Genomic DNA, 21,057 nt, shown 5'->3' on the forward strand with positions numbered 1-21,057 from the left:
GACGTCCTAGACATTGTAGTAATCCCGATACCATTTGACGAAGTTTGCAACCCCTGCCTTTACGGAGGTTTGCGGTTTGAAGCCTGTTGTCTCAATCAGATCTGTAACATCTGCGAAGGTTGCTGCGACGTCTCCGGCCTGAAACGGAAGAAACTCTTTCTTCGCTTCCATGCCCAACGCTTCTTCGATTGCGGCAAGGTAATCCATCAGCTGAACAGGATCGCTGTTACCGATGTTGAAGACCTGATATGGCGCACTGGAGGTTGCTGGGTCAGCGTTTTTGCCATCCCAGTCATCTGAGCGCTGTGGTGGAAGATCTGCAATGCGAACGATGCCTTCGACGATGTCATCCACATAAGTGAAGTCGCGGATCATGTTGCCGTGGTTGAAAAGCGGAACGGGTTCCCCTTCAAGGATGGCCTTGGTGAACTTGAAGAGGGCCATGTCCGGGCGCCCCCAAGGGCCATATACGGTGAAGAACCGTAGGCCAGTGCAGGGGATGTCAAAGAGGTGCGCATAAGAGTGCGCCATCGCCTCATTGGCTTTTTTGGTTGCTGCGTAGAAGGAAACCGGATGGTTGCCACCGCGATGTGTCGACAGCGGCATAGTTTCGTCCAGACCATAAACGGAGCTGGTGGACGCATAGACCAGATGCTTTACAGAGTGGGCGCGCGCGCCTTCCAGAATGGACAGGAAGCCCGTGACGTTCGCGTCTACATACGACTGAGGGCTTTCAAGGGAGTAGCGCACACCTGCCTGAGCGGCGAGGTGAATGACTTTTGACGGTGCGTGCTGCTTGAAGATGCGCATAACAGCTTCTGCATCTTCAAGCCTGATCCGTTCTTCAGTGAAATGGTTTGAAGCTGTGAGGCGTTTCAGTCGCTCTTCCTTGAGTGTCACATCATAGTAGTCGGTGACGCAATCAAGTCCGATGACATGATAACCATCTTGCAACAGACGGAGGGCCACAGCATTGCCGATAAAGCCGGCAGTGCCTGTTACAAGTACTTTTTCCATTTCACGTTTCCCGATACTCAGCTGGTTTTTACAAGTAGTTTGTCCAGCATCGGACGCAGCTGAGCTGCAAGCTCCGAATCGTCCAATGCGTAAGCGACATTTGCGGACAAGAACCCTGAGCGAGAACCACAGTCGTAAGTTTCTCCACGGAATTCAACGCCGTGGAAGTCCTGCTGCCCCATGAGAGTGAGCATTGCGTCTGTGAGCTGAATTTCTCCACCAGCACCAGTGCTCTGGTTTTCCAGCAGGCCAAAGATCTCCGGCTGAAGGATGTAGCGACCGTTGATGTAAAGGTTGGAAGGTGCCGTGCCTGGCTCTGGCTTCTCGACCATACCTGTAATGGCGAAAGTTTCATCAGCGCGAGGTGCGTCACGTTCAACAATGCCGTACTTATGGGTCTGATCCCACGGCACTTCCTCAACAGAGATGATGTTACCGCCGTGGTTTTCATAGGCTTCGACCATCTGAGAGAGACAGCCTTTTGGCGCTTTCATCAGCATGTCTGGCAGCAAAATTGCGAATGGTTCGTTGCCGATGATGTCGCGAGCACACCAGATTGCGTGACCAAGGCCCAGCGGTTCCTGCTGACGGGTGAAGCTTGTTGTACCTGCAGAAGGACGGATTTTTTCAAGCAGCTCCAGCGCGTGTTCTTTGTTGCGACGGCGCAGCGTTTCTTCCAGCTCATAAGCAATGTCGAAGTGATCTTCGATTACTTGCTTGTTGCGGCCAGTTACAAATACGATGTGCTCGATCCCAGCAGCCCGTGCTTCATCAACCACGTATTGGATGATGGGACGATCCAAAATAGTGAGCATCTCTTTTGGAACGGCTTTTGTTGCAGGCAGGAAGCGGGTGCCCAGACCAGCAACCGGGAGAACAGCTTTTCGTATTGCACGTGTCATATATTTGAATTCCTTAGGTCAAGGAGATCGAAACAGTCATTTTGAAAGCACTTATCGGCAGCGTGTTAGGCTCGTCAATGGTATCAAATGAATTTGTCCTAGGACATAATGCTTCGATTGCCCGAAATTTGAATTACTCATTCTTCAGAGATGTTCATTCGCAGTCAATTATCGCGAAATTGTGAAGCTCTCTTGTTTCTCCAGAACATGCTGCTTTAAAAGTTACTCCCAGATGAACAGAAGGCTATCAGGGGTATAGTTGTGATTGAAGGTTTTAAGCTTGCGGCGTTAGAAGCCGGGCAACGAATTCTGGGGATTTATGAGGAAGGCTTTCAGTCTGAGACAAAAGGTGATGGGTCTCCTGTCACGATTGCTGACCAGCAAGCGGAAGAAATCATCCTCAATCACCTCTCAACATTTTGCCCGGATGTGCCCGTGATTGCGGAAGAGGCTATGGCTGCGGGTATCATGCCGGAAATCGGATCCCGCTTTATTCTTGTTGATCCATTGGATGGAACGCGTGAGTTCATCAGCCGCAATGGCGAGTTCACGGTCAATATTGCTCTTATTGAAGATGGAACCCCAACCAAAGGCGTCATTTATGCTCCTGTGACGGGAGAGTTGTTCTGGGGTGAAGTCGGGCAAGGTGCGTATCGTGCTGAGGCCAGCGGGCTTGAGCTTGGTGAGGTGGCGCAGATGAACTGTTCTGCGTTTTCTGAAGAGTTGCGTGTGCTTGCCAGCCGGTCTCATCGCAGCGAACGCACCAATGCCATGCTAGAGAAACTGGAGAACTCTTCTATCGTCGCTGCAGGATCCTCTTTGAAATTCTGTCGTCTGGCTGAAGGAAAAGCTGACTTTTATCCGCGTATGGAGCCAACAATGGAGTGGGATACGGCTGCTGGTCAGGCGATTCTTTGCGCTGCTGGTGGCTCTGTAGTTGTGGAAGGTGGCGAGCCGCTTGAATACGGCAAGCTGAAAACGCCTCAGGACAAGCCCTTCGCAAATCCGTGCTTTTTAGCGGTCGCGGACGAAAAAATTATTTCCCATTATGGCTTAAGGTCGGGTTGGTAAGCTTCGGCTCAGCAATGCTCAACCGTTAAACTCTGGCTCAAGACTTAACGACACGTCCTTTGGAGACCGTGATGGGCATTGATAGCCAGTCGCATCTGCGACGACTAGAAAACGAGAGCATTCATATTATTCGCGAGGTGGCAGCAGAGTTTGATAACCCTGTGATGCTTTACTCCATTGGTAAAGACAGCGCAGTGATGCTGCACCTTGCTCTTAAGGCCTTCTATCCTTCCAAGCCTCCGTTCCCGCTTCTGCACGTGGATACCACGTGGAAGTTCAAGGAGATGATTTCCTTTCGTGACCACACGGTTGAGAAGTACGGGTTGGATCTCATCGTTCATACGAACGAAGAGGGTGTCAAAAACAATATCAACCCGTTTGATCACGGCAGCTCCAACTACACGCACATCATGAAGACGGAAGCGCTCAAAGAAGCGCTGACGAAATATAAGTTTGATGCAGCTTTTGGCGGCGCACGACGCGACGAAGAGAAATCTCGCGCAAAAGAACGCGTTTTTTCGTTCCGTTCTGCGAGCCACGGTTGGGATCCGAAAAACCAGCGACCAGAACTATGGTCTCTTTACAATGGCCGTATTGCCAAGGGTGAATCCATTCGTGCGTTCCCGCTTTCCAACTGGACTGAGCTGGATATCTGGCAATACATCCTCGCTGAAGGCATCGATATCGTGCCGCTCTACTTTTCTGCGAAACGTCCGGTTGTTGAGCGTGATGGTACGCTGTTGATGTTGGATGATGATCGCTTCCGGTTGGAGCCGGGTGAGAAGGTTGAGCATCGTGATGTTCGCTTCAGAACTCTTGGCTGTTATCCGCTGACCGGTGCAGTTGAATCCACCGCAGACACTCTTGAAGACATTGTGAGTGAAATGCTGATTGCGCGGACTTCCGAGCGCAGTGGCCGCCTGATTGATCACGACAGCTCTGGTTCCATGGAGAAGAAGAAGCGTGAGGGGTATTTCTAATGAATAAGATCACGCCAGTGGCAGAAGCTTTTGATCTGTCCAACTACATCAACTCCCAGGAATCCAAGAGTTTCCTGCGTTTTCTGACCTGCGGTAGCGTGGATGATGGAAAGTCCACGCTGATCGGACGTTTGCTTTATGACACGAAGCTGATTTTTGAAGATCAGCTGGCCGCGCTTGAAAAAGACAGCCGTAAACACGGTACCGTTTCAGATGATATCGATCTGGCTTTGCTGGTAGATGGTCTGGAAGCTGAACGTGAGCAGGGCATCACGATTGATGTGGCCTATCGCTTCTTCTCTACCGAGAAGCGCAAGTTCATCGTTGCTGATACACCGGGTCACGAGCAGTACACCCGTAACATGGCGACAGGCGCTTCCACAGCAGATCTGGCTATCTTGCTGGTTGACGCGCGCAATGGTTTGCTGACGCAGACACGTCGCCATGCGTTTATCGCTTCGCTGCTTGGTGTGCGTCATGTGGTGTTGGCCGTCAACAAGATCGATCTGGTTGATTATGACCAGACACGTTTTAATGAAATCAAGGCTGAGTTTGAGAGCTTCTCATCTGGTTTTGATTTTGACAGCTGCGAAGTTATCCCGCTTTCAGCGCGCTTTGGGGACAATGTTACCACCAGCAGTGACAAATTGAGCTGGTTCACTGGCCCAACCCTGCTTGAGCATCTTGAGAATGTTGAGCTGGGCCATGAACACAGTGAGGCTGCGTTCCGTTTTCCAGTGCAGTGGGTGAACCGTCCAAATCTGGATTTCCGCGGCTATAGCGGTACGGTTCGTGGTGGTTCTGTCAAGTGTTGGTGATGAAGTTGTTGTCGCACAGTCTGGCAAAACCAGCCGTGTTGAGAAGATTGTCACCATGGATGGGGATCAGGTACGTGCTGACGATGGTCAGTCGGTTACTCTGACCCTGACTGATGAGATCGACATTTCCCGTGGTGATGTTTTGGCTCCGGTGCATTCTCGTCCTGATGTGAGCGACCAGTTTGCAGCGCATCTGATCTGGATGTCTGAAAATGCCATGCTTCCTGGGCGACCATATCTTCTGAAATGCGGTACCAAGACTGTTGGTGCGAGCGTGACGGAGATTAAGCACAAGGTCGATGTGAACACGTTCGATCATCATGCGGCCAAGGAACTCTCACTCAACGAGATTGCGTTCTGTAATCTGGCGCTGTCTGAGGCGATTGCCTTTGATCCCTATGAAGCAAACCGTGACACCGGTAGTTTCATCCTGATTGATCGCATGACCAATGAGACGGTTGCAGCTGGTTTGATCTGGTTTGGTCTGCGCCGTGCAACAAACGTTCATCGTCAGGCTCTGGATGTGAACAAAAAGGCACGTGGTGGTCTGAAAGGACAAAAGCCTGCCGTTCTCTGGTTCACAGGTCTGTCTGGTTCTGGCAAGTCAACCATTGCAAATGCGGTTGAACAGAAACTGCTAAGCTTGGGTCGCCATACCTATTTGCTCGATGGTGACAATATTCGCCATGGCCTCAACAAGGATCTTGGGTTCACTGACGCTGACCGGGTGGAGAACATCCGCCGGGTTGCGGAGACGTCCAAGCTGTTTGTCGACGCAGGTCTGATCACTCTGGTTTCGTTTATCTCGCCTTTCAAAGCCGAGCGCCAGCTTGCGCGTGACCTTCTGGAGAATGACGAGTTCTACGAGATCTTCGTTGATACCTCGCTTGAGGATTGCGAAGCGCGTGATCCCAAAGGCCTTTATGCGAAAGCGCGTAAAGGAGAGATCACCAACTTCACCGGTATCGACAGTGCTTATGAAGCGCCGGAAGCACCGGAATTACATCTGAAGACGCAAGGCCGGACCGTTGAGTCTCTTGCTGATGAGATTGTAGATCGGCTGCTTGCTGATGGCTTTATTGGCTCGGACAACACCTGGGTCATCTAAACCGAAACAGTAACTTCTATTCAAAGCCGGGGGCGAAAGTTCCCGGCCTTTTTTGTGTTCGCTCACATTGGAACCGAGATAAGTCTGCGCATTTTCTGAGATGTTTTTTTACCAAACAAACACCCCGTAATTTTTTGAGGAAGCGAGTTCCGCTAGGTTTCGGCCTAACTCAACTGATCTCATTTTAAGGCTATGGGAGGATCAGATGCCGAAAGCGCTTAAAAAATATAAGAATGTCAAAGAGTTCCTTAGCGGTGTGCCTGCCTTCAAAAAGGAAATGGAAAAGAAGCATAAACTGCCAGCCAAGGACATTGATAAGTACGGCAAGCTGACAAGCGACAAGGCAGGCATCGAGAAGAAGTATATGTCGCTTGTTGAAGAAGATCCCAAGCTGAAGAAAATCTCCAGTGACATTGATAGAGCAGAAAAAGCCGTCAAAAGCCTGTCAAAGGCACAGGATGAGTACATCAAAGCGCATAATACAGTTGAGCAAATCAACAAAGGTATGAAAACCTTGGAAAATTCTGTCAGGGGAGACACAAAACAGCTTCTGGGGAATGATAAGTACCAGCAGCTTCGTCAACACCTGGATGCTGCGAACAAGAGTTATGCCGCTGCGGAAAAGAAGATTGCTCAAAGAGCGGCTCTTCAAAAGCAATTTGAGCAGCTTTTGGATGTCTACGACAAAGAGAAAGACAAAATCGCGAAGAGTTATGGGGTCACTCTCACGACCGATGCAAAAAGCCTGATCGTGCTTATGGGAAAGAGTGCGGAATACTCGATGATCATCGGATAAGCCTGTTGATGCATAGCAGAAAGTGAGAATGCTTTTTCTGGCAATCCTTCATGTTGAAGCGGAGCTGGCCTGAGGCTTCGCTTCCAGAATTATGATGTTCTTCATGTGATAGAGCTCACCATGATCACAGTTACACGACATTTTAAGAGCGTTGATCACTTCCACAAGTGGGGAGCACGGGTTGTTGGAGATTGGGATCTAAGCAAAGAGGCTCTTGCTCAGTATAAGGCCATCCTTGCCGATCCGGATGCTTTGAGGCCATGGCAGTCCTCTGAAAATGAGGACTATGAACTCGGTGATCTGATGGAACTGGGAGAGATGGAAGCGGCAGAGGTTGATCAAGAACTTGCTGCTGCTGAAGATGTGTGTCGACACCTCTCAAAGAAACTGATGCGGCTGGAGAAGAACAACAACGGTGCTGAATCCGCCAGATATCAAGCTTTGCAGAGTGAATATGAAGTAACTGCCAGACAATGCGAGTTGTTGGAGGAAAAACTGCAGGCATTGAAAGTCCAAAGGCAGGAGATCAGCCAAAGCAGGCAGCGCCTAAGGAAACAGAAGAGACGAACTTTAGAGCCGTTGCAGGTCAGCGTTACAAGAACAGATGAGTGCCTCGTTATACGAGTTGGTGGGAGTGTATGCTCCGTCATTCCTTGCAATGAGAATGTGCGCAGGAAAAAGAGCTACAAAAATCCGGATCCGGTCCCGAAGCAGGAGAGGTCGTTGAGAGCGCTCGCCTTGAAGCAAAAGCTTCTCAATCAACGCAGATGAAGGGAAGGGTGATAACTTGCAGGTCTGCAAAGTGAGCTTTGAGCTTCCGAAGGTGACGGCCTCCTAAAACCCTCTTCAGACGCACAACAGGGCGTTCACGCTCTTGTAATTTGGTGCCAAAGCGCCTAATCAACTTTTGGATTATATTCACGCCTTTAAGGAGATCTCTTCGTGTCTCAACCGAACTCAGAAGTTTCCGTCGGAAACGCTGTCTTTTCAAATGATAAACCGTTCTCTCTGATCGCTGGCCCGTGCCAGATGGAGAGCCGGGCGCATGCCTTGGAAATGGCGCATGCAGTCAAGGAAATTGCAGAAGAGTTGAACATTGGTTTGGTTTTCAAGGCGAGCTATGACAAAGCAAACCGGACAAGCCTTTCTGCCAGCCGTGGCATGGGCATGAAGGGTGGTCTTGAGGTCTTTGCGGAAATCAAAGAGACCTACGGTCTGCCAGTTATCACTGACGTGCACGAACCAAGCCATTGTGCGCCAGTTGGTGAAGTTTGCGATGTGTTGCAGATTCCAGCTTATCTGTGTCGCCAAACTGACCTTCTTGTTGCTGCTGCGAAAACCGGCAGAGCGCTGAATGTGAAGAAGGGACAGTTTCTCGCGCCTTGGGACATGAAAAACGTCATGACCAAGGTCGTTGAGAGCGGCAACTCCAACGTGATGTTGTGCGAGCGTGGCGCAACATTTGGTTACAACACTCTTGTTTCAGATATGCGCGCACTGCCAATCATGGCTGAGATGGGCGCACCTGTTGTGTTTGATGCAACGCACTCCGTACAGCAGCCAGGTGGCCTTGGCGGGTCTTCTGGTGGCCAGCGTGAGTTTGTTGCGACGCTTGCCCGTGCTGCTATTGCAGTGGGCATTGCAGGGCTGTTTGTGGAGACACATGACGATCCTGACAACACAACGTCATCTGATGGTCCGAATATGATCCCACTGAACCGACTCAAAGACCTGCTGAAGTGGTTGCAGGAGTTTGACCGGATCGCGAAAAACGGAAGTTTTACGCTTTAGATATTTCACGGCACCTAAGGTAAGTGACAAAATACTGCGTTTTTACGTAGAGGTGCGACAAAATACATTCGTTTATTCCCAAGGATTTACAGAGGAGTACGGTCTCTTCTCTTCCTTGGGGGCAGCGCCTCAGGTAAAAGCTCTTAGAGCCAAAATTCCACACTCTACAAGTACATTGGAGTACTCTTAGATGACTGCTATCATCGACATTATCGGTCGCGAAATTCTTGACAGCCGCGGCAACCCAACTGTTGAAGTTGATGTGCTTTTGGAAGACGGCTCCTTCGGTCGGGCTGCTGTTCCGTCCGGCGCCTCCACTGGCGCGTTTGAAGCTGTTGAACGCCGCGATGGCGGTGAGCGTTACCTCGGCAAAGGTGTTGAGGACGCTGTTGAAGCTGTAAACGGTGAGATCTTTGATGCAATCGGCGGCATGGACGCTGAAGATCAGATCAAAATTGACCGTGCAATGATTGAACTTGACGGCACCGACAATAAAGGCCGTCTTGGTGCAAACGCTATCCTGGGCGTTTCCCTTGCTGTTGCTAAAGCTGCTGCAGAAGCTGCTGCAATGCCGCTTTACCGCTACGTTGGCGGTTTCGGTGCACGCACTCTGCCAGTTCCGATGATGAACATCATCAACGGTGGTGAGCACGCTGATAACCCAATCGACTTCCAGGAATTCATGATCATGCCAGTGGGCGCAAGCTCTCTGCGTGAATCTGTTCGCATGGGTGCGGAAATTTTCCATACCCTGAAGAAGGGCCTTTCCGCTGCTGGCCACAACACCAACGTTGGTGATGAAGGTGGTTTCGCGCCTGGTATCGGTTCTACTGATGAGGCTATCGGTTTCGTTCTGAACGCGATCGAAAAAGCTGGTTACACCCCTGGTGACGACGTGATGCTTGCATTTGATGCGGCTTCCACGGAGTTCTACAAGGACGGCAAGTACAACCTGAAGGGCGAAGGCAAGATCCTTGGTTCCGATGAGATGGTTCGCTACCTTGAAGATCTGGTTTCCAAGTACCCAGTGTTCTCCATCGAAGACGGTATGGCTGAAGAAGACTGGGATGGCTGGAAGTCCCTGACCCAGGCAATCGGCAGTAAGTGTCAGCTGGTAGGTGACGACCTGTTCGTGACCAACTCAGAGCGTCTTGCTCGCGGCATCAAAAACGACACTGCAAACTCCATCCTCGTTAAAGTGAACCAGATCGGTTCCCTGACCGAGACCATGGAAGCTGTCGATATGGCACACCGTGCAAACTACACCTCTGTTATGTCTCACCGTTCCGGTGAAACTGAAGACAACACCATTGCTGACCTGGCAGTTGCATTCAACTGTGGCCAGATCAAAACTGGTTCCCTGTCTCGTTCTGACCGTATGGCTAAGTACAACCAGCTTATCCGTATCGAAGAAGAGCTGGGTGTACAGGGCGTGTTTGCTGGTCGTTCTATCCTACGCGGATAAGACCTTTCAGCATCTGCTTGAAATTAAGAAAGCCGGTCCATTTGGGCCGGCTTTTTTGTTCCTTCACTGCAATGAGATTATTTCTTAAGTCGGCGATATGCATAGGCCACAATTTCATAAGCGCCCCAGCCAACAATCATGTAACTCCACAAGATGGGAACAAGCAAAAGCCCCCAAGCGGCAAACAGGCCGAGACGAGTAGAGAAGACTCGCCCGAATCTACCCTGCCATAGAGCAGGGATTAGCAGCCCTCGGGAACATCGCAGCCTGTTATCTCTCCTGTTATGAACAGCGCACAACTACTGAAAAGACCAGAAGATAAGCGGTGAAGAATAACGAATGAAGGTTCTGCGTTTGCTCATTGCAAGATTCCCCTTGAAGCCATTGGCGCTAACGAAACACCAGTGTGGCAGGTTTTCAGTCAACCGGACTTATTCAGCTCATGTGATTTTGAAGACGAAAGGAATATTTTCAGAGCACGTGCTATTCGCCAGTTTTCGTTTCTTCCGCGTGGCGGATGGCTGCAGCCAGTGTTTCCGGGTTCTCGGCTCCTGCGACTGCGAAGCGGCCGTCGATGACGAAGAATGGAACACCGGTGACGCCGATTTCGTGGGCGCGGAATACGTCCGCTTCCACTTCTTTGACATCCTGATCAGTGTCCAGAAGATCTGAGACGAGTTTGCTGTTGAGACCAGCCCGTTCTGCTGCGTCGACAAGAACTTGCTTGCTCTGTCAGATCCGCGCCTTCGGTGAAGTAGAGTTTGAACAGCTCTTCGACCATCGCATCCTGCATGCCTTCAGAACGCGCCCATCGGATCAGGCGGTGGCTGTCGATGGTGTTTGGTGATTTTTTGATAGCTTCGAACTGGAAGTCGATATCTTCTGCTGCACCAGCATTGCGTACGTGGGAGTAGGCCTGTTCTGCTCGCTCAGGTCCACCGAACTTGTCTTCCAGATACTTTTTGCGGTCCTTGCCTTCTTTCGGGAGGGTCGCATCCAGCTGATAAGGGTGCCATTGAACTTTGACGGTGCTTTCCGGCAACATCATGAGGGCTTTTTCAAGTCGGCGTTTGCCGATGAAGCACCATGGGCACATGACATCGGAGATCACATCAATGACAATTGGGGCAGTAGTAGACATCTGAATTCTCAGTTATGGGTGTATTCGCGTTTGCTCTGTAGCCTATCAGGAAAATCCGATAGTTGCTCTGGAAATCTCTCACAGTTTCGTGAGGTCGCAGAAGGGCTTATCCGTTGCCCAAGCCTGTGGTGCAACCACCAGTGAAAGCGGCGCACGAAAAACGCGAAAGCGTTTCACGATAAATGCGAACAAGGTTACACAAACCCTGGCAATAGCATGGACACCGAAAAGTTTACACAACTGAACGAAGTACAGGCACAGATTCCACGTAGTTGCCCGGATTTTCCATGTTGGAGAAGTCGCCGGTACCCGCCACCGCCTGTGTGGTGCGGTCTGACCATGTGGTCAGCTTGAAGTGCATCTCGTTCAGGTATGGCAGCTGATTGCCGGCTTCATCCGTTTTCCAGTAGAACGGATTGCGGCGCAGAATGACCAGTTCATCGGCTTTGTGGCGCACTGGCACCCAAGCGCCCAGCACGGCTGGTGGCACCGCATCAGCTGGCATTGCGTTGCGATATTCTTCGTAGGATGCATCCTTGTTGTACTTCGGATGCTTTGCTTTCAAAGCGTGTGCAGGTCCAGGGCAGCCCTGAATGTAAGCCAGAGATTTCAGGATTTCCGGGCCTTGCGGCTTGGTGAAGGTGAACTTGAATGTGTAAGCATCAATCACTTCAAGAGTGGTGCCATCGCCGAGACCGCCTTTTGGCAAACGGGATGCAACGTTTTCATCCAGAACGTTGTCTTCCCACCAGAAGCGGATGTCTTCTGTATCAAACGGATCACCATCTGACCATTTGACGCCTTCAACCAGATGCATGGTCAGCTCGGTCTTGTCTTCGCTCCACTCCCAGCTTTTAGCCAGATTTGGCAGCGGACCAGACTGTTCTTCTGCCTTAACCTGCCAGAGCGGGCCGTTGCGGACCAGACATTCCTGAACGGCCATGTTAATGCCGCCCCAGCCCTGATGCTGACCAGCGAGCCAGTTCCAGCCTTCCGGACGACCGCCGATCACATGGCGGAATACGCCGCCGTAAACGCCGATACCGTCGGACATTGCCATGGTTTTCATGACAAGAGGTTCTGCTGGCAAGCGCTCTTCAACTGGTGGCAGCTTACCTGCTTTGACCAGTTCATTCAGGAATGGTGCTTCGCTGTACCCATCCAGCTTTTTGTAGGTCCACAGATCACCGCGCGACAGCAGCTCATATTCCAGTGTGGACATGGACTGCTCAACCGGCATCTTATCGGCCAGTGCCGAACTTGCCATGACAGCGCAGAGGCTTACGCCTGCAGCTAAGCAAATTTTAGACACAAGGTTTGTTGAAGACATCAATTCCTCCCCCTTTTACGTTACTCCCAACACCATCATGGCCACCGGTGCAGTTCATTTTCCTCCGGCTTTCTACTCAAAAATTCCGATTTTCTTCGTAGATGCTTTTAAACTGCGTATTTCTCTATACTATACACATGGGAGAATACAGAGAGCCGAACTCTCGTATAAATATCAATTCATTAGGCTCTTTGAATATTGACGTAAGAGGAGGATGTATAATTGAGTATTAGCGACGATCTATATCGCCAATATCTGGACCAGAGCGTTATCCCCTCGACAGATAATTTCTTAATTATGCGTCATAAACCTCATGTATTCTCCAAAAGACCATACCATCATCATGCTTCTATTGAAGTCAATTTCCTGATCAACTGTGAAATGGACTATTCCTTCTCGGGAAGTCATGTGACGGTACATCCCGGTTACATGATTTGTTTCTGGGGGGCTGCGCCGCACGGTGTTGTGGATGTGCGCGGTGATGGTGATATGGTCAACCTTTACATCTCCTTTGCACAAATCTTGCAGTGGGGGCTGCCAACACGCATCACAGATGCGCTCATTTCCGGAGATGTGATTTGCAACAAGGCGCCCTGCCCGATTGATGCTGTTCGCTTTGGACACTGGGCAAACGAGTTCAAAAGAGATGACATCAACTGGCGCAAGCTGGTGTTGAGTGAGATCTCATCGCGCTTTACCAGGTTGGCACTGGATGGCTGGAACACGCTGCATCATGACTACCGTCAGTCAAGCACGGTGGTGGGGCGCGGAAAGTCCATGTTGCATGTGGAAGAGATGTTGCGGTTCATTTCCGAGAACCACACCTCCGATATTTCCGTCACCGATGTTGCTGAATTTGTTGGCTTATCGCCAAGTCATGCGATGACGCTGTTTAAGCGGATCGTGGGGTTGCCTATCAAGGAGCATCTGACACGCGTGCGGCTTTCTCATGCGCGCATGTTGCTTGCAGAGTCTGAAATGAAGATCTTGTCCATTGCCATGGACTCCGGTTTCCGTTCGCTTTCAAGCTTTTATGAGGCGTTTCAGAACCACTTCAGCACGTCCCCAGCGGCTTTTCGCAAGCAGGCGCGGAACATCGGAAAAATATAGCGGGCAGTTTCCCACCCGCTCTTTGCTTTTAGCCAGTGACGACGACACCGCCATCAATCACAAGTGCCTGACTGGTCATCATGCGGCTGGCTTTGGACGCCAAAAACAGCGTTGCATCAATGATATCGTCTGGTTCCAGATGTTCCTTCAGGCACTGACGACCCAGATGCGCTTTCAGGTCTTCTGGCGTTGCCCAGAGGTCTTTCTGGCGCTGTGTGAGTACCCAACCTGGCATCAAAGCGTTGACGCGGATGTTGTCTGGCCCCAGCTCTCGGGCCAGTGCGCGGGTCAGGCCGGTGATTGCTGCTTTGGAGGTCTCGTAGGCCGGATAGCCTGCGTTGCCCATCATGTAGGAGATGGAGGAGAAGTTGATGATTGATCCACCACCTGCTGCTTTCATACCAGCTGCAGCTGCCTGAGCGGTGAAGAAGTGCGGGCGCAGGTTCACGTTCATGGATGCATCCCATTGATCTTGCGTGAACTCTTCCAGACTGTGGCGGGTATCGTTTGCAGCATTGTTGACCAGCACAGTGACTGGACCATGAGCTTCTTCAGCCTGTTTGATGGCAGCCTGCAGTGCATCAACATCGGTGACATCACACTTGATGAACAAAGGTGCGACGCCGTGCTTTTCCTTCATCTGCTCGGCAAACTCGGAGGCATCAGAGCGCTGCACGAAAGCGACTTTGGCGCCCTGTTGCATGAAGCCGTCAGTGAGGCTTGCGCCGATCCCTGCTCCGCCGCCCGTGATGAATACACTTGCGTCCTTCAGATCATGAAAGGTGACATTCCCAGACATTTGTTCCCCCAGGGAGTGCTTGGCACTCTTCTTTGATATATCAGAATATACATAAGCGGCTGCCTCGTTCCAGACAACCGCTTATGTCATCGCATTACTCTAACAAGCACAGGTTCTTTTTACGCAGTTTCAAGCACTTGCTTCTGCGTCCATGCTGGCAACCAGTCCTTGTGCGCTTCCAGAAGCTCGTCCACCATTGCCCAGATCTGCTCCAGATCCAGCTCCGCTGCGGTGTGCGGATCCAGCATGGCTGCGTGGTAGATATGCTCGCGGTTCTCGGTCATGAGAGCTTCAACTGTAAGCTCCTGCGGGCCGATGTTGGTGCGCATAAGTGCGGCCAGCTGTGCAGGCAGTTTGCCGATATGCGTTGGCTGAATACCGTTGCGATCAACAAGGCAAGGCACTTCCACCGCGCAATCTTGAGGCAGCGAGGTGATGTAGCCTTTGTTCTGGACGTTTCCGTAGATTACGGATGGTTCGCCCGTCCAGATGGAGTTCATGATGGTGGAGGCGTACTCTTGACTGCGCTCCACTTCGATGCTCTCGGCGTTCTTGTAGTCTTCCACCTGAGACTTCCAGCGTTCGATCTGCTCGACGCAGCGGACTGGATATTCATCGAGCGGAATGGAGTATTTCTCCAGAAGATCAGGACGGTCGCGCTTGATAAACCACGGAACATACTCGGAAAAATGCTCTGAGCTTTCAGTCACGAAGTGACCGAGACGGGTGAGCATTTCGTAGCGCACGACGTTCTGACAGCGCGGATTCCAGGTGGATGGCTTCGGATAGCGACCTTCACGATAGCCTTCCATCAGACGTGGGTAGAGGTCTTCGAAAGTGCCGTCTTCCTTGATCTCTTCCAGATACAGGTAGAACGCCATGTGATTGATACCTGCACATCTATAGCGGATATTTGCAGGATCCAGATCAAGGTCGTGGGCCAGTTCTTTCACCGTACCCTGAACAGAGTGACAGAGGCCTACCTGTTTGATTTGTGGGTACTTTTGCGCGATGGCCCAGGTATTGATCGCCATTGGGTTCACGTATTGCAGCATGACCGCTTCCGGGCAAACCTTGAGCATATCTTCGCAGATGCTCCAGAGGTGCGGAACGGTGCGCAGGCCGCGCATGATGCCGCCGATGCCGAGGGTGTCGGCGATGGTCTGGCGCAGGCCGTATTTCTTTGGAATTTCGAAGTCGGTGACGGTGCACGGCTCGTAGCCGCCGATCTGGAAGGCGACCACAACAAAGTCAGCGGAATCAAGAGCTTCCATCTGGTTGGTGTGGGTTGAAACAGTTGCGCTCACTCCCAGTGTCGCAATCAGTTTGCGGGCAACAATTTCAGATTCACCAAGGCGCTCTTCGTTGATATCCATGAGAGCAACGTGTGCTCCAGACAGCGCCGGACGCTGCAGGATATCGCCGATAATGTTCTTCATGAAGGTGGTCGAACCGGCACCAACAAAGGTAATTTTGGGGTTTCGGGCCATGCTTTTCTCCCATTTCCCGAAGGGCTCGCCAGCGCTTCAGGTTGCATAGTTCTTGAGGGGATAACCGGAAAGCCTTGAGACGAACGTCCTGCAGCTCACCTTTGAGCAAAACCTATGGGGCGGCGGCGTCTATTTCTTCCCGTTTTCTATTCTAAATTTCCGGAAACCACGGCAAATGAGGGAAGTTACGCAGTATCGGCCATGCTTGACGCAGCGTCTTCACCTGCCAGCTGTGAAGAGATAAAGCCGTTTTGCTCCAGTACTTTAGCAGTTTTGAATAAATGCTCTTCGCCGTAACGCGGGCCAATGAGCTGGATGCCGATTGGAACACCCTCGTGTTTCTCTTTGCTTGGGATGCTCATGGACGGCAGGTCGAGGAAGTTCATCGATCCGAGGTAAGTGGTTGTTTTTATTATCTCTTCAAGGCTCTCAACCGATTTAACGTCGGCGCCTGCCTCAAATGCGTTTTTTGTGCAAACGGGTGCGATGATTACGGGATATTTGCGTTGAAATTGGTCAATCAGGCGGTGGTAGTGGGATCTGGAGGCCAAAGCGCGCGCATAGCCGTGATAGTCCATGGGTGGGGCTAATTGTGTATAGTACTCAAATACGGTGCGCAGCTGTTCTGAGGCGAACTTGTCGATGATTGTCTCTTTTTGCAGCGCCACTTCGGTGATCAGCAAAGAGGAGTAGCGATCGAAGGCCTCCTGAATGAAGTCGATCGAGGTGTTCTCCACCTTGTATCCCCGCTGCGCCAGCACCTCTGCGGCCTGTTTCAGCACCTCGTTGATTTTCGGATCGGCATCAGGTGGTGTGATGAGTGCGACGGTGTTGGGATAGGACTTATCCTCGTCCATGTCTGGCAGAGACCACGTATCCAGATCGGAATAACCGCGCATGACATCGTAGGCGAGTTTGAGATCATCGACGGACCGTGCGAGTGGGCCCTGGGCGGATGACAGCTGGATGGTCATGGGGCGCTCTGCTGGGCTGGTGGCGTTGTAAAACGGTATGCGGCCATGGGATGGGCGCAGGCCGAGGACACCGCAGCAAAAGGCTGGCAGGCGGATGGAGCCGGAAAGGTCTGAGCCGTGGGCGATGTAGCCGATGCCCGCAGCCAGAGAGCTGCCTGCTCCTCCGCTTGAGCCGCCCGGAGTAAGGGCCGGGTTCCACGGGTTCAGTGTCTGGCCGAACAGGACGTTGTCTGTATGGAAGCGCCACGACATTTCCGGCGTGTTGGTGCGGCCAATGGGGATGGCCCCTGCCCGTTTCAGGCGCTCGACCAGAGGTGCATCCTGTTTGGCAATCAGGCCTGCGAAGGCTTTGACACCGTTGTTGGTTGAGGCGCCTTCCTGATCAACATTTTCCTTGATGGTCACGGGCACCCCGTGGAGCGGGCCGAGTTCATCACCGCGTTCAACAGCCTGATCTGCCAGTTCAGCTGCTTTGCGGGCCTTATCGTCATATCGGGTGGTCACTGCATTCAGATGAGCTTTTTCATCTATGCGGGCCAGATGCTGGTCAATCACCTCAGCGCTGGAAATCTGGCGGTTGCGGATCGCGGCTGCGACTTCGGTAGCTGTCAGTTTGAAGATGTTGTCGGTCATTTTACAGGTTCCTCAGCTAACGAAGATCAGGGAGAGTTCTGGCAGGAAAGTGACGAGCAGCAAGACGATGAGCATAAGCAGGACAAAGGGCACGATAGATCTGGTGACTGTCCAGAAGCTTTCCTTGAAGGCTTGCGAGGCCACCACAAGGTTGATGCCGACGGGCGGCGTGAGCAGACCAATCTCCAGATTGATGATCATGATGATGCCCAGATGCACCGGATCAATGCCGTAAGCGACGGCAACGGGCAGCAGGATCGGCGCCATGATCAGCAGTGCTGAGATGATTTCCATAAAGAAACCAACCAGCAGAAGCAGAATGTTGAGGCCAATCAGGAAGAGCCACTTCTCCTCAACATGGGCAGACAACCAATCTGCCAGCTGGCCCGGCACCTGCTCGGTGGTCAGCACCATGTTCAGGGTTGCGGCGATGGCAACGATGGGCAGCAAGCCGCCGAGCAACTGGGTGGTGTGAATGACAGCATCCCAAAGCTGCGACAGCGTCAACTCCTTGTAGATGAACAGCTCAACAGCAAGCGCATATGCCAGTGCAATGGCCGCGCTTTCAGTTGCGGTGAAATAACCGGAGTAGATGCCACCGAGCAGGATGACGGGCATGAGCAATGACCAGATGCCATTGGAAATGGCTGTGCCTGCGTCTGCCAGATCAAAGCCGATGCGCGGTATGGTTCTGTTCACCCATGCGGAATAAGAGGCCAGAATGAGTGTGAGCAGCAAACCTGGAACAATCCCGGCCAGGAACATGTCGGTGATCGATGTTTCCGTGACCAGTCCGTAGATGATCATCGGAATGCTTGGCGGAATGACGACACCCAATGTGCCTGCGCTGGAGAGCGCTCCAAGGGCGTATGGGGTTGAGTAGCCCTGCTCTTTCAGTGCCGGATAAAGGACGGTGCCCACGGCCAGCAGTGTGACCATTGAAGAGCCGGAAATCGCTGCGAAGAACGCGCAAGACAGGATGGTTGCCACACCAAGGCCACCGGACAGCGAGCCGGTGAGCTGCTTTAGCACGTTTACAAGACGCTCTGCGATGGCACCGCGGCTCATGATGGACCCGCAGAGCAGGAAGACCGGGATTGAGAGCAGCGCCTCGCGGTCCAGTGCCGCCCAGAAGTCCTCTGCCATGAACATCAGCTCGCCGTCGCTGTAAAGCAGCTGCACAGCACCGCCCAGAACCATCAGGATCACGATCAGGTTCTGGCGCAAGACCAGCATGAGGATGACAGCGAGTGTGAGAAGGACAGCGGTGCTCATTCCAGATCAGCCTCCGCTGGTTTCAACGAGGGCATCACGGCAAAGCCGAAATGGCGGAGCGCATTGGAACAGAAGGCGTAGGGCATGATGGTTTGGAACCACCACAGTGGCCAATCCACAACGGGCACGAGAAAGCCAATCTCATAGGACGAGCGTACAAGCTCAAAAGAGATGTAGCCAGCAAGCAGGAAGAGACATCCGCTCAAAACATCTCCCAGTCTTTGCAGCAGGGCCTGCCATGCTTGTGGCAGCACATTGTCAGTGAACTTGGGGCGGATGTGGGTGCCGGAGGACGTTGCCAGACCGAGGCCAAGCATGCCTGCGAAAATGGCGGAGAACAAAGCGATTTTGCTGCTGTGCATCAACGAGGTCTCAAAGAACTCGCGCGCAACCACATCTGCCAGCATGGCCACCACAACAATGATGTAGGCCAGTGCCGCAAAGGTCGCTTCAAAGCGGTAGAGCAGATGGAAAAATCGCTTCATGCAAAATGAAAAGAGCCCTTAAAACGGATGGGCTCTTCCTTTCTGGTTCAGATCAGAGTGTGCAGGCTTGTCTTGCCTCCAGAATTTTCGGCCAGATTTCTTCTGCCTGACCACCAATTGAGCTGACCAGCTGCTCTCGCAGTGGCACAACGGCTGTCTTCCACGCTTCGCGCTGTTCCGATGACAGCTTATGGACGTGACCACCGTTTTCCTGAAAACCAGCGACCATGCCATCTGCCATGTTCCGCACTTCATCCCGCAAGCCCTGAACAGGCACCAGTGCGCTGGTGATGCTCTCCTGCTCCGTTGCACTCAGCTTCTTCCAGGTGCGCATGCTCATGACGAGCGCGCCAGACTGATGCAGGTGGGCGGAAAGAGTGAGATGGGGCGCCAGTTTGCCCATGCCCATGGCCACATAGGTCATGGCTGGCAGCGTTCCGCCTTCTACCATTCCGGTCTGGATGGCAGATGGGGTTTCCGCTAATGGCAACACGACCCCGTTGGCGCCCATGCCTTGCCAGAAGTTGGCGGAGTATTTTGCAGGAGCTGCACGCACTTTGACGCCTTTGACATCGTCCAGCGTGACCAGTGGTTTGGTCCCGAATGCGTGGATCCAACCGAGTTCATTCCACTGGAGGAACTTCAGGCCTTTCTTTTCAAAAAGTGGCTCAAAAACAGTTGTGAGGTGCTTGTCCATAGCACAATCGATCTGGGCGTAGCTGTCCCACAGGAACGGGACGCCCATGAGGGCCATTTCAGGCACCACAGTTGAAAACGCAGTCATGGAAGAGCCGAGAATATCAATGCGTCCGCGAATGGTTTTTTGAACCATCACAGGTTCAGTGCCGAGCTGGCCTGCATGAAATAATTTCGCGCTTATTTCACCTTCAGAGTTTGTGCTGATCTTTTCGGCGATGGCATCAACATGTTTTACCCAAGGGGTACCCAGAGGTGCACTTGTTGCAAACTTCAGTTCTTTTGCGGCTTCAGCGCCCCCAACTGACGCAACGATAGATGCGGCAGCACCCAGCAATAAACCATGTATTTTCATCGTCCCCCCTATATGTTCCCAAATCACACATGCATTCTGCTATTATCGGTGGCCCCAACCTGAGAGATGCTATAGTTTGGCAACTCTATTCTCATTATCAAAAACAGAACTTATCGTCTAGTTTGAGTGTAAAATGAAATCTTATAAGCCAAAACAAAAACGAGGCTATGAGGCGGAGCAGAATTTCCTGCAAGCTGCAAAAACGATTTTTGCCAAGGAAGGTGTGGCACGGGCGCGGGTTTCAGATATCGTTCAACTCGCGGGCTCTTCAACGGGCAATTTTTACTTTCGATTTAAGAACAAAGAGATGTTGTTCGAGCGCCTTTTTGAAATATACGAGGAGCATGCGCAAGGCCTTATTCAGGACTTGCAGGACCCGTTGGGGTCTTTGGAGAGCACCATTTACTTTGTCACAGCCCTGAACCAGCAACTGCTTCAGGAAAATGTCGGGCTTTACCGTGCTGCCCATGAAGTTTCCGCCAAAGAGCCTGAAACCTGGAAGCGATTCCAGCAGCTGACTCTGGCCACCGCAGAGCGTATTCTGACCCTCTGTGAGCCTTATAAAGACGAGATCCCTTTTGAAGATTGGGAGCTTCAGGTGCGTCAGGCGATTCAGCTGATCACCGGCTTTACGGCCAATCAGGCGATCCGTGATGCAGGCCCTGCCCATTTTGGGTCTCAAGCGATGGTCGACATGCTCTTCCTGGCCGCTATGGGCGTGCTGGGGCGGACTCCATCAAAAGAGTTTGAGAGCCAAAAAGAGAAAATCCATCAGATATTGAAGGATGACCGATATTCCTAAAGCGTAAGCTCCAAGAATT

At 52.0% G+C, this 21,057-nt stretch carries 17 protein-coding genes and 2 pseudogenes; 9 read left to right on the forward strand and 10 right to left on the reverse strand.

Going from position 1 to position 21,057, the window contains the following annotated elements:
* Positions 1-6 precede the first annotated feature (6 nt).
* Positions 7-1,017, reverse strand: coding sequence for an NAD-dependent epimerase (locus ACJJIF_RS22255; protein WP_352930095.1), 1,011 nt, complete (start codon positions 1,015-1,017; stop codon positions 7-9).
* A gap of 17 nt (positions 1,018-1,034) precedes the next feature.
* On the reverse strand, positions 1,035-1,919 hold the full coding sequence (gene galU, locus ACJJIF_RS22260; RefSeq protein WP_414134245.1) for a UTP--glucose-1-phosphate uridylyltransferase GalU: 885 nt from the start codon (positions 1,917-1,919) through the stop codon (positions 1,035-1,037).
* Between the two features lie 261 nt (positions 1,920-2,180).
* On the opposite strand from galU, the gene cysQ reads away from it, so the two are divergent.
* The 7 genes and pseudogenes from cysQ (at position 2,181) to eno (ending at position 9,948) form a co-directional block, all read left to right on the forward strand.
* Entirely contained in the window at positions 2,181-2,990 is an 810-nt protein-coding gene (cysQ, locus tag ACJJIF_RS22265; RefSeq protein WP_444932462.1) for a 3'(2'),5'-bisphosphate nucleotidase CysQ, read from the forward strand.
* Positions 2,991-3,061: 71 nt separating this feature from the next.
* The gene (cysD, locus tag ACJJIF_RS22270; RefSeq protein WP_008546802.1) at positions 3,062-3,970 is read left to right on the forward strand and encodes a sulfate adenylyltransferase subunit CysD; all 909 of its coding nucleotides are present in this window, start codon (positions 3,062-3,064) and stop codon (positions 3,968-3,970) included.
* Positions 3,970-5,896, forward strand: a pseudogene (cysN, locus tag ACJJIF_RS22275) (sulfate adenylyltransferase subunit CysN). Before cysD ends, cysN begins: the two are co-directional and overlap by 1 nt.
* Positions 5,897-6,101: 205 nt before the next feature.
* Positions 6,102-6,692: a hypothetical protein gene (locus ACJJIF_RS22280; protein ID WP_008547185.1), complete on the forward strand. Its 591-nt coding sequence runs from the start codon at positions 6,102-6,104 to the stop codon at positions 6,690-6,692.
* Between the two features lie 120 nt (positions 6,693-6,812).
* On the forward strand, positions 6,813-7,463 hold the full coding sequence (locus ACJJIF_RS22285; protein ID WP_444932463.1) for a hypothetical protein: 651 nt from the start codon (positions 6,813-6,815) through the stop codon (positions 7,461-7,463).
* A 171-nt stretch (positions 7,464-7,634) separates the two neighbouring features.
* The gene (kdsA, locus tag ACJJIF_RS22290) at positions 7,635-8,483 is read left to right on the forward strand and encodes a 3-deoxy-8-phosphooctulonate synthase (RefSeq protein WP_008547281.1); all 849 of its coding nucleotides are present in this window, start codon (positions 7,635-7,637) and stop codon (positions 8,481-8,483) included.
* Between the two features lie 190 nt (positions 8,484-8,673).
* Positions 8,674-9,948, forward strand: coding sequence for a phosphopyruvate hydratase (gene eno / locus ACJJIF_RS22295; RefSeq protein ID WP_075698535.1), 1,275 nt, complete (start codon positions 8,674-8,676; stop codon positions 9,946-9,948).
* 483 nt (positions 9,949-10,431) lie between these two features.
* Here eno and ACJJIF_RS22300 read toward each other — a convergent pair.
* Positions 10,432-11,089 (reverse strand): annotated as a pseudogene (locus ACJJIF_RS22300) (DsbA family oxidoreductase).
* Between the two features lie 232 nt (positions 11,090-11,321).
* The gene (locus ACJJIF_RS22305; protein WP_444932449.1) at positions 11,322-12,419 is read right to left on the reverse strand and encodes an ABC transporter substrate-binding protein; all 1,098 of its coding nucleotides are present in this window, start codon (positions 12,417-12,419) and stop codon (positions 11,322-11,324) included.
* A 222-nt stretch (positions 12,420-12,641) separates the two neighbouring features.
* Here ACJJIF_RS22305 and ACJJIF_RS22310 point away from each other — a divergent pair, with 222 nt between their 5' ends.
* Positions 12,642-13,529: a helix-turn-helix domain-containing protein gene (locus ACJJIF_RS22310; protein ID WP_208608690.1), complete on the forward strand. Its 888-nt coding sequence runs from the start codon at positions 12,642-12,644 to the stop codon at positions 13,527-13,529.
* A 28-nt stretch (positions 13,530-13,557) separates the two neighbouring features.
* Here the strand turns inward: ACJJIF_RS22310 and ACJJIF_RS22315 are convergent, their stop codons facing one another.
* The 6 genes from ACJJIF_RS22315 to dctP form a co-directional block, all read right to left on the reverse strand.
* On the reverse strand, positions 13,558-14,328 hold the full coding sequence (locus ACJJIF_RS22315) for an SDR family NAD(P)-dependent oxidoreductase (protein WP_414133931.1): 771 nt from the start codon (positions 14,326-14,328) through the stop codon (positions 13,558-13,560).
* 119 nt (positions 14,329-14,447) lie between these two features.
* The gene (locus tag ACJJIF_RS22320; RefSeq protein WP_352930604.1) at positions 14,448-15,818 is read right to left on the reverse strand and encodes an alpha-glucosidase/alpha-galactosidase; all 1,371 of its coding nucleotides are present in this window, start codon (positions 15,816-15,818) and stop codon (positions 14,448-14,450) included.
* Positions 15,819-16,003: 185 nt separating this feature from the next.
* The gene (locus tag ACJJIF_RS22325) at positions 16,004-17,425 is read right to left on the reverse strand and encodes an amidase (RefSeq protein WP_444932450.1); all 1,422 of its coding nucleotides are present in this window, start codon (positions 17,423-17,425) and stop codon (positions 16,004-16,006) included.
* A gap of 12 nt (positions 17,426-17,437) precedes the next feature.
* Complete coding sequence (locus tag ACJJIF_RS22330) at positions 17,438-18,700, reverse strand: TRAP transporter large permease (RefSeq protein WP_444932451.1); 1,263 nt, start codon at positions 18,698-18,700, stop codon at positions 17,438-17,440.
* Positions 18,697-19,185 carry a TRAP transporter small permease gene (locus tag ACJJIF_RS22335; RefSeq protein WP_352930610.1) on the reverse strand — a complete coding sequence of 163 codons (489 nt, stop codon included), beginning with the start codon at positions 19,183-19,185 and terminating at the stop codon, positions 18,697-18,699. Before ACJJIF_RS22335 ends, ACJJIF_RS22330 begins: the two co-directional genes overlap by 4 nt.
* Positions 19,186-19,237: 52 nt before the next feature.
* A complete protein-coding gene (dctP, locus tag ACJJIF_RS22340) occupies positions 19,238-20,236 on the reverse strand; it encodes a TRAP transporter substrate-binding protein DctP (protein WP_444932452.1) in 999 nt (332 codons plus the stop codon).
* 133 nt (positions 20,237-20,369) lie between these two features.
* Between dctP and ACJJIF_RS22345 the strand changes: the two genes are divergently transcribed.
* On the forward strand, positions 20,370-21,038 hold the full coding sequence (locus tag ACJJIF_RS22345; protein WP_008546516.1) for a TetR/AcrR family transcriptional regulator: 669 nt from the start codon (positions 20,370-20,372) through the stop codon (positions 21,036-21,038).
* Positions 21,039-21,057: the final 19 nt, after the last annotated feature.

This window comes from Microbulbifer regidiadema (SeqCode), from assembly GCF_052467605.1.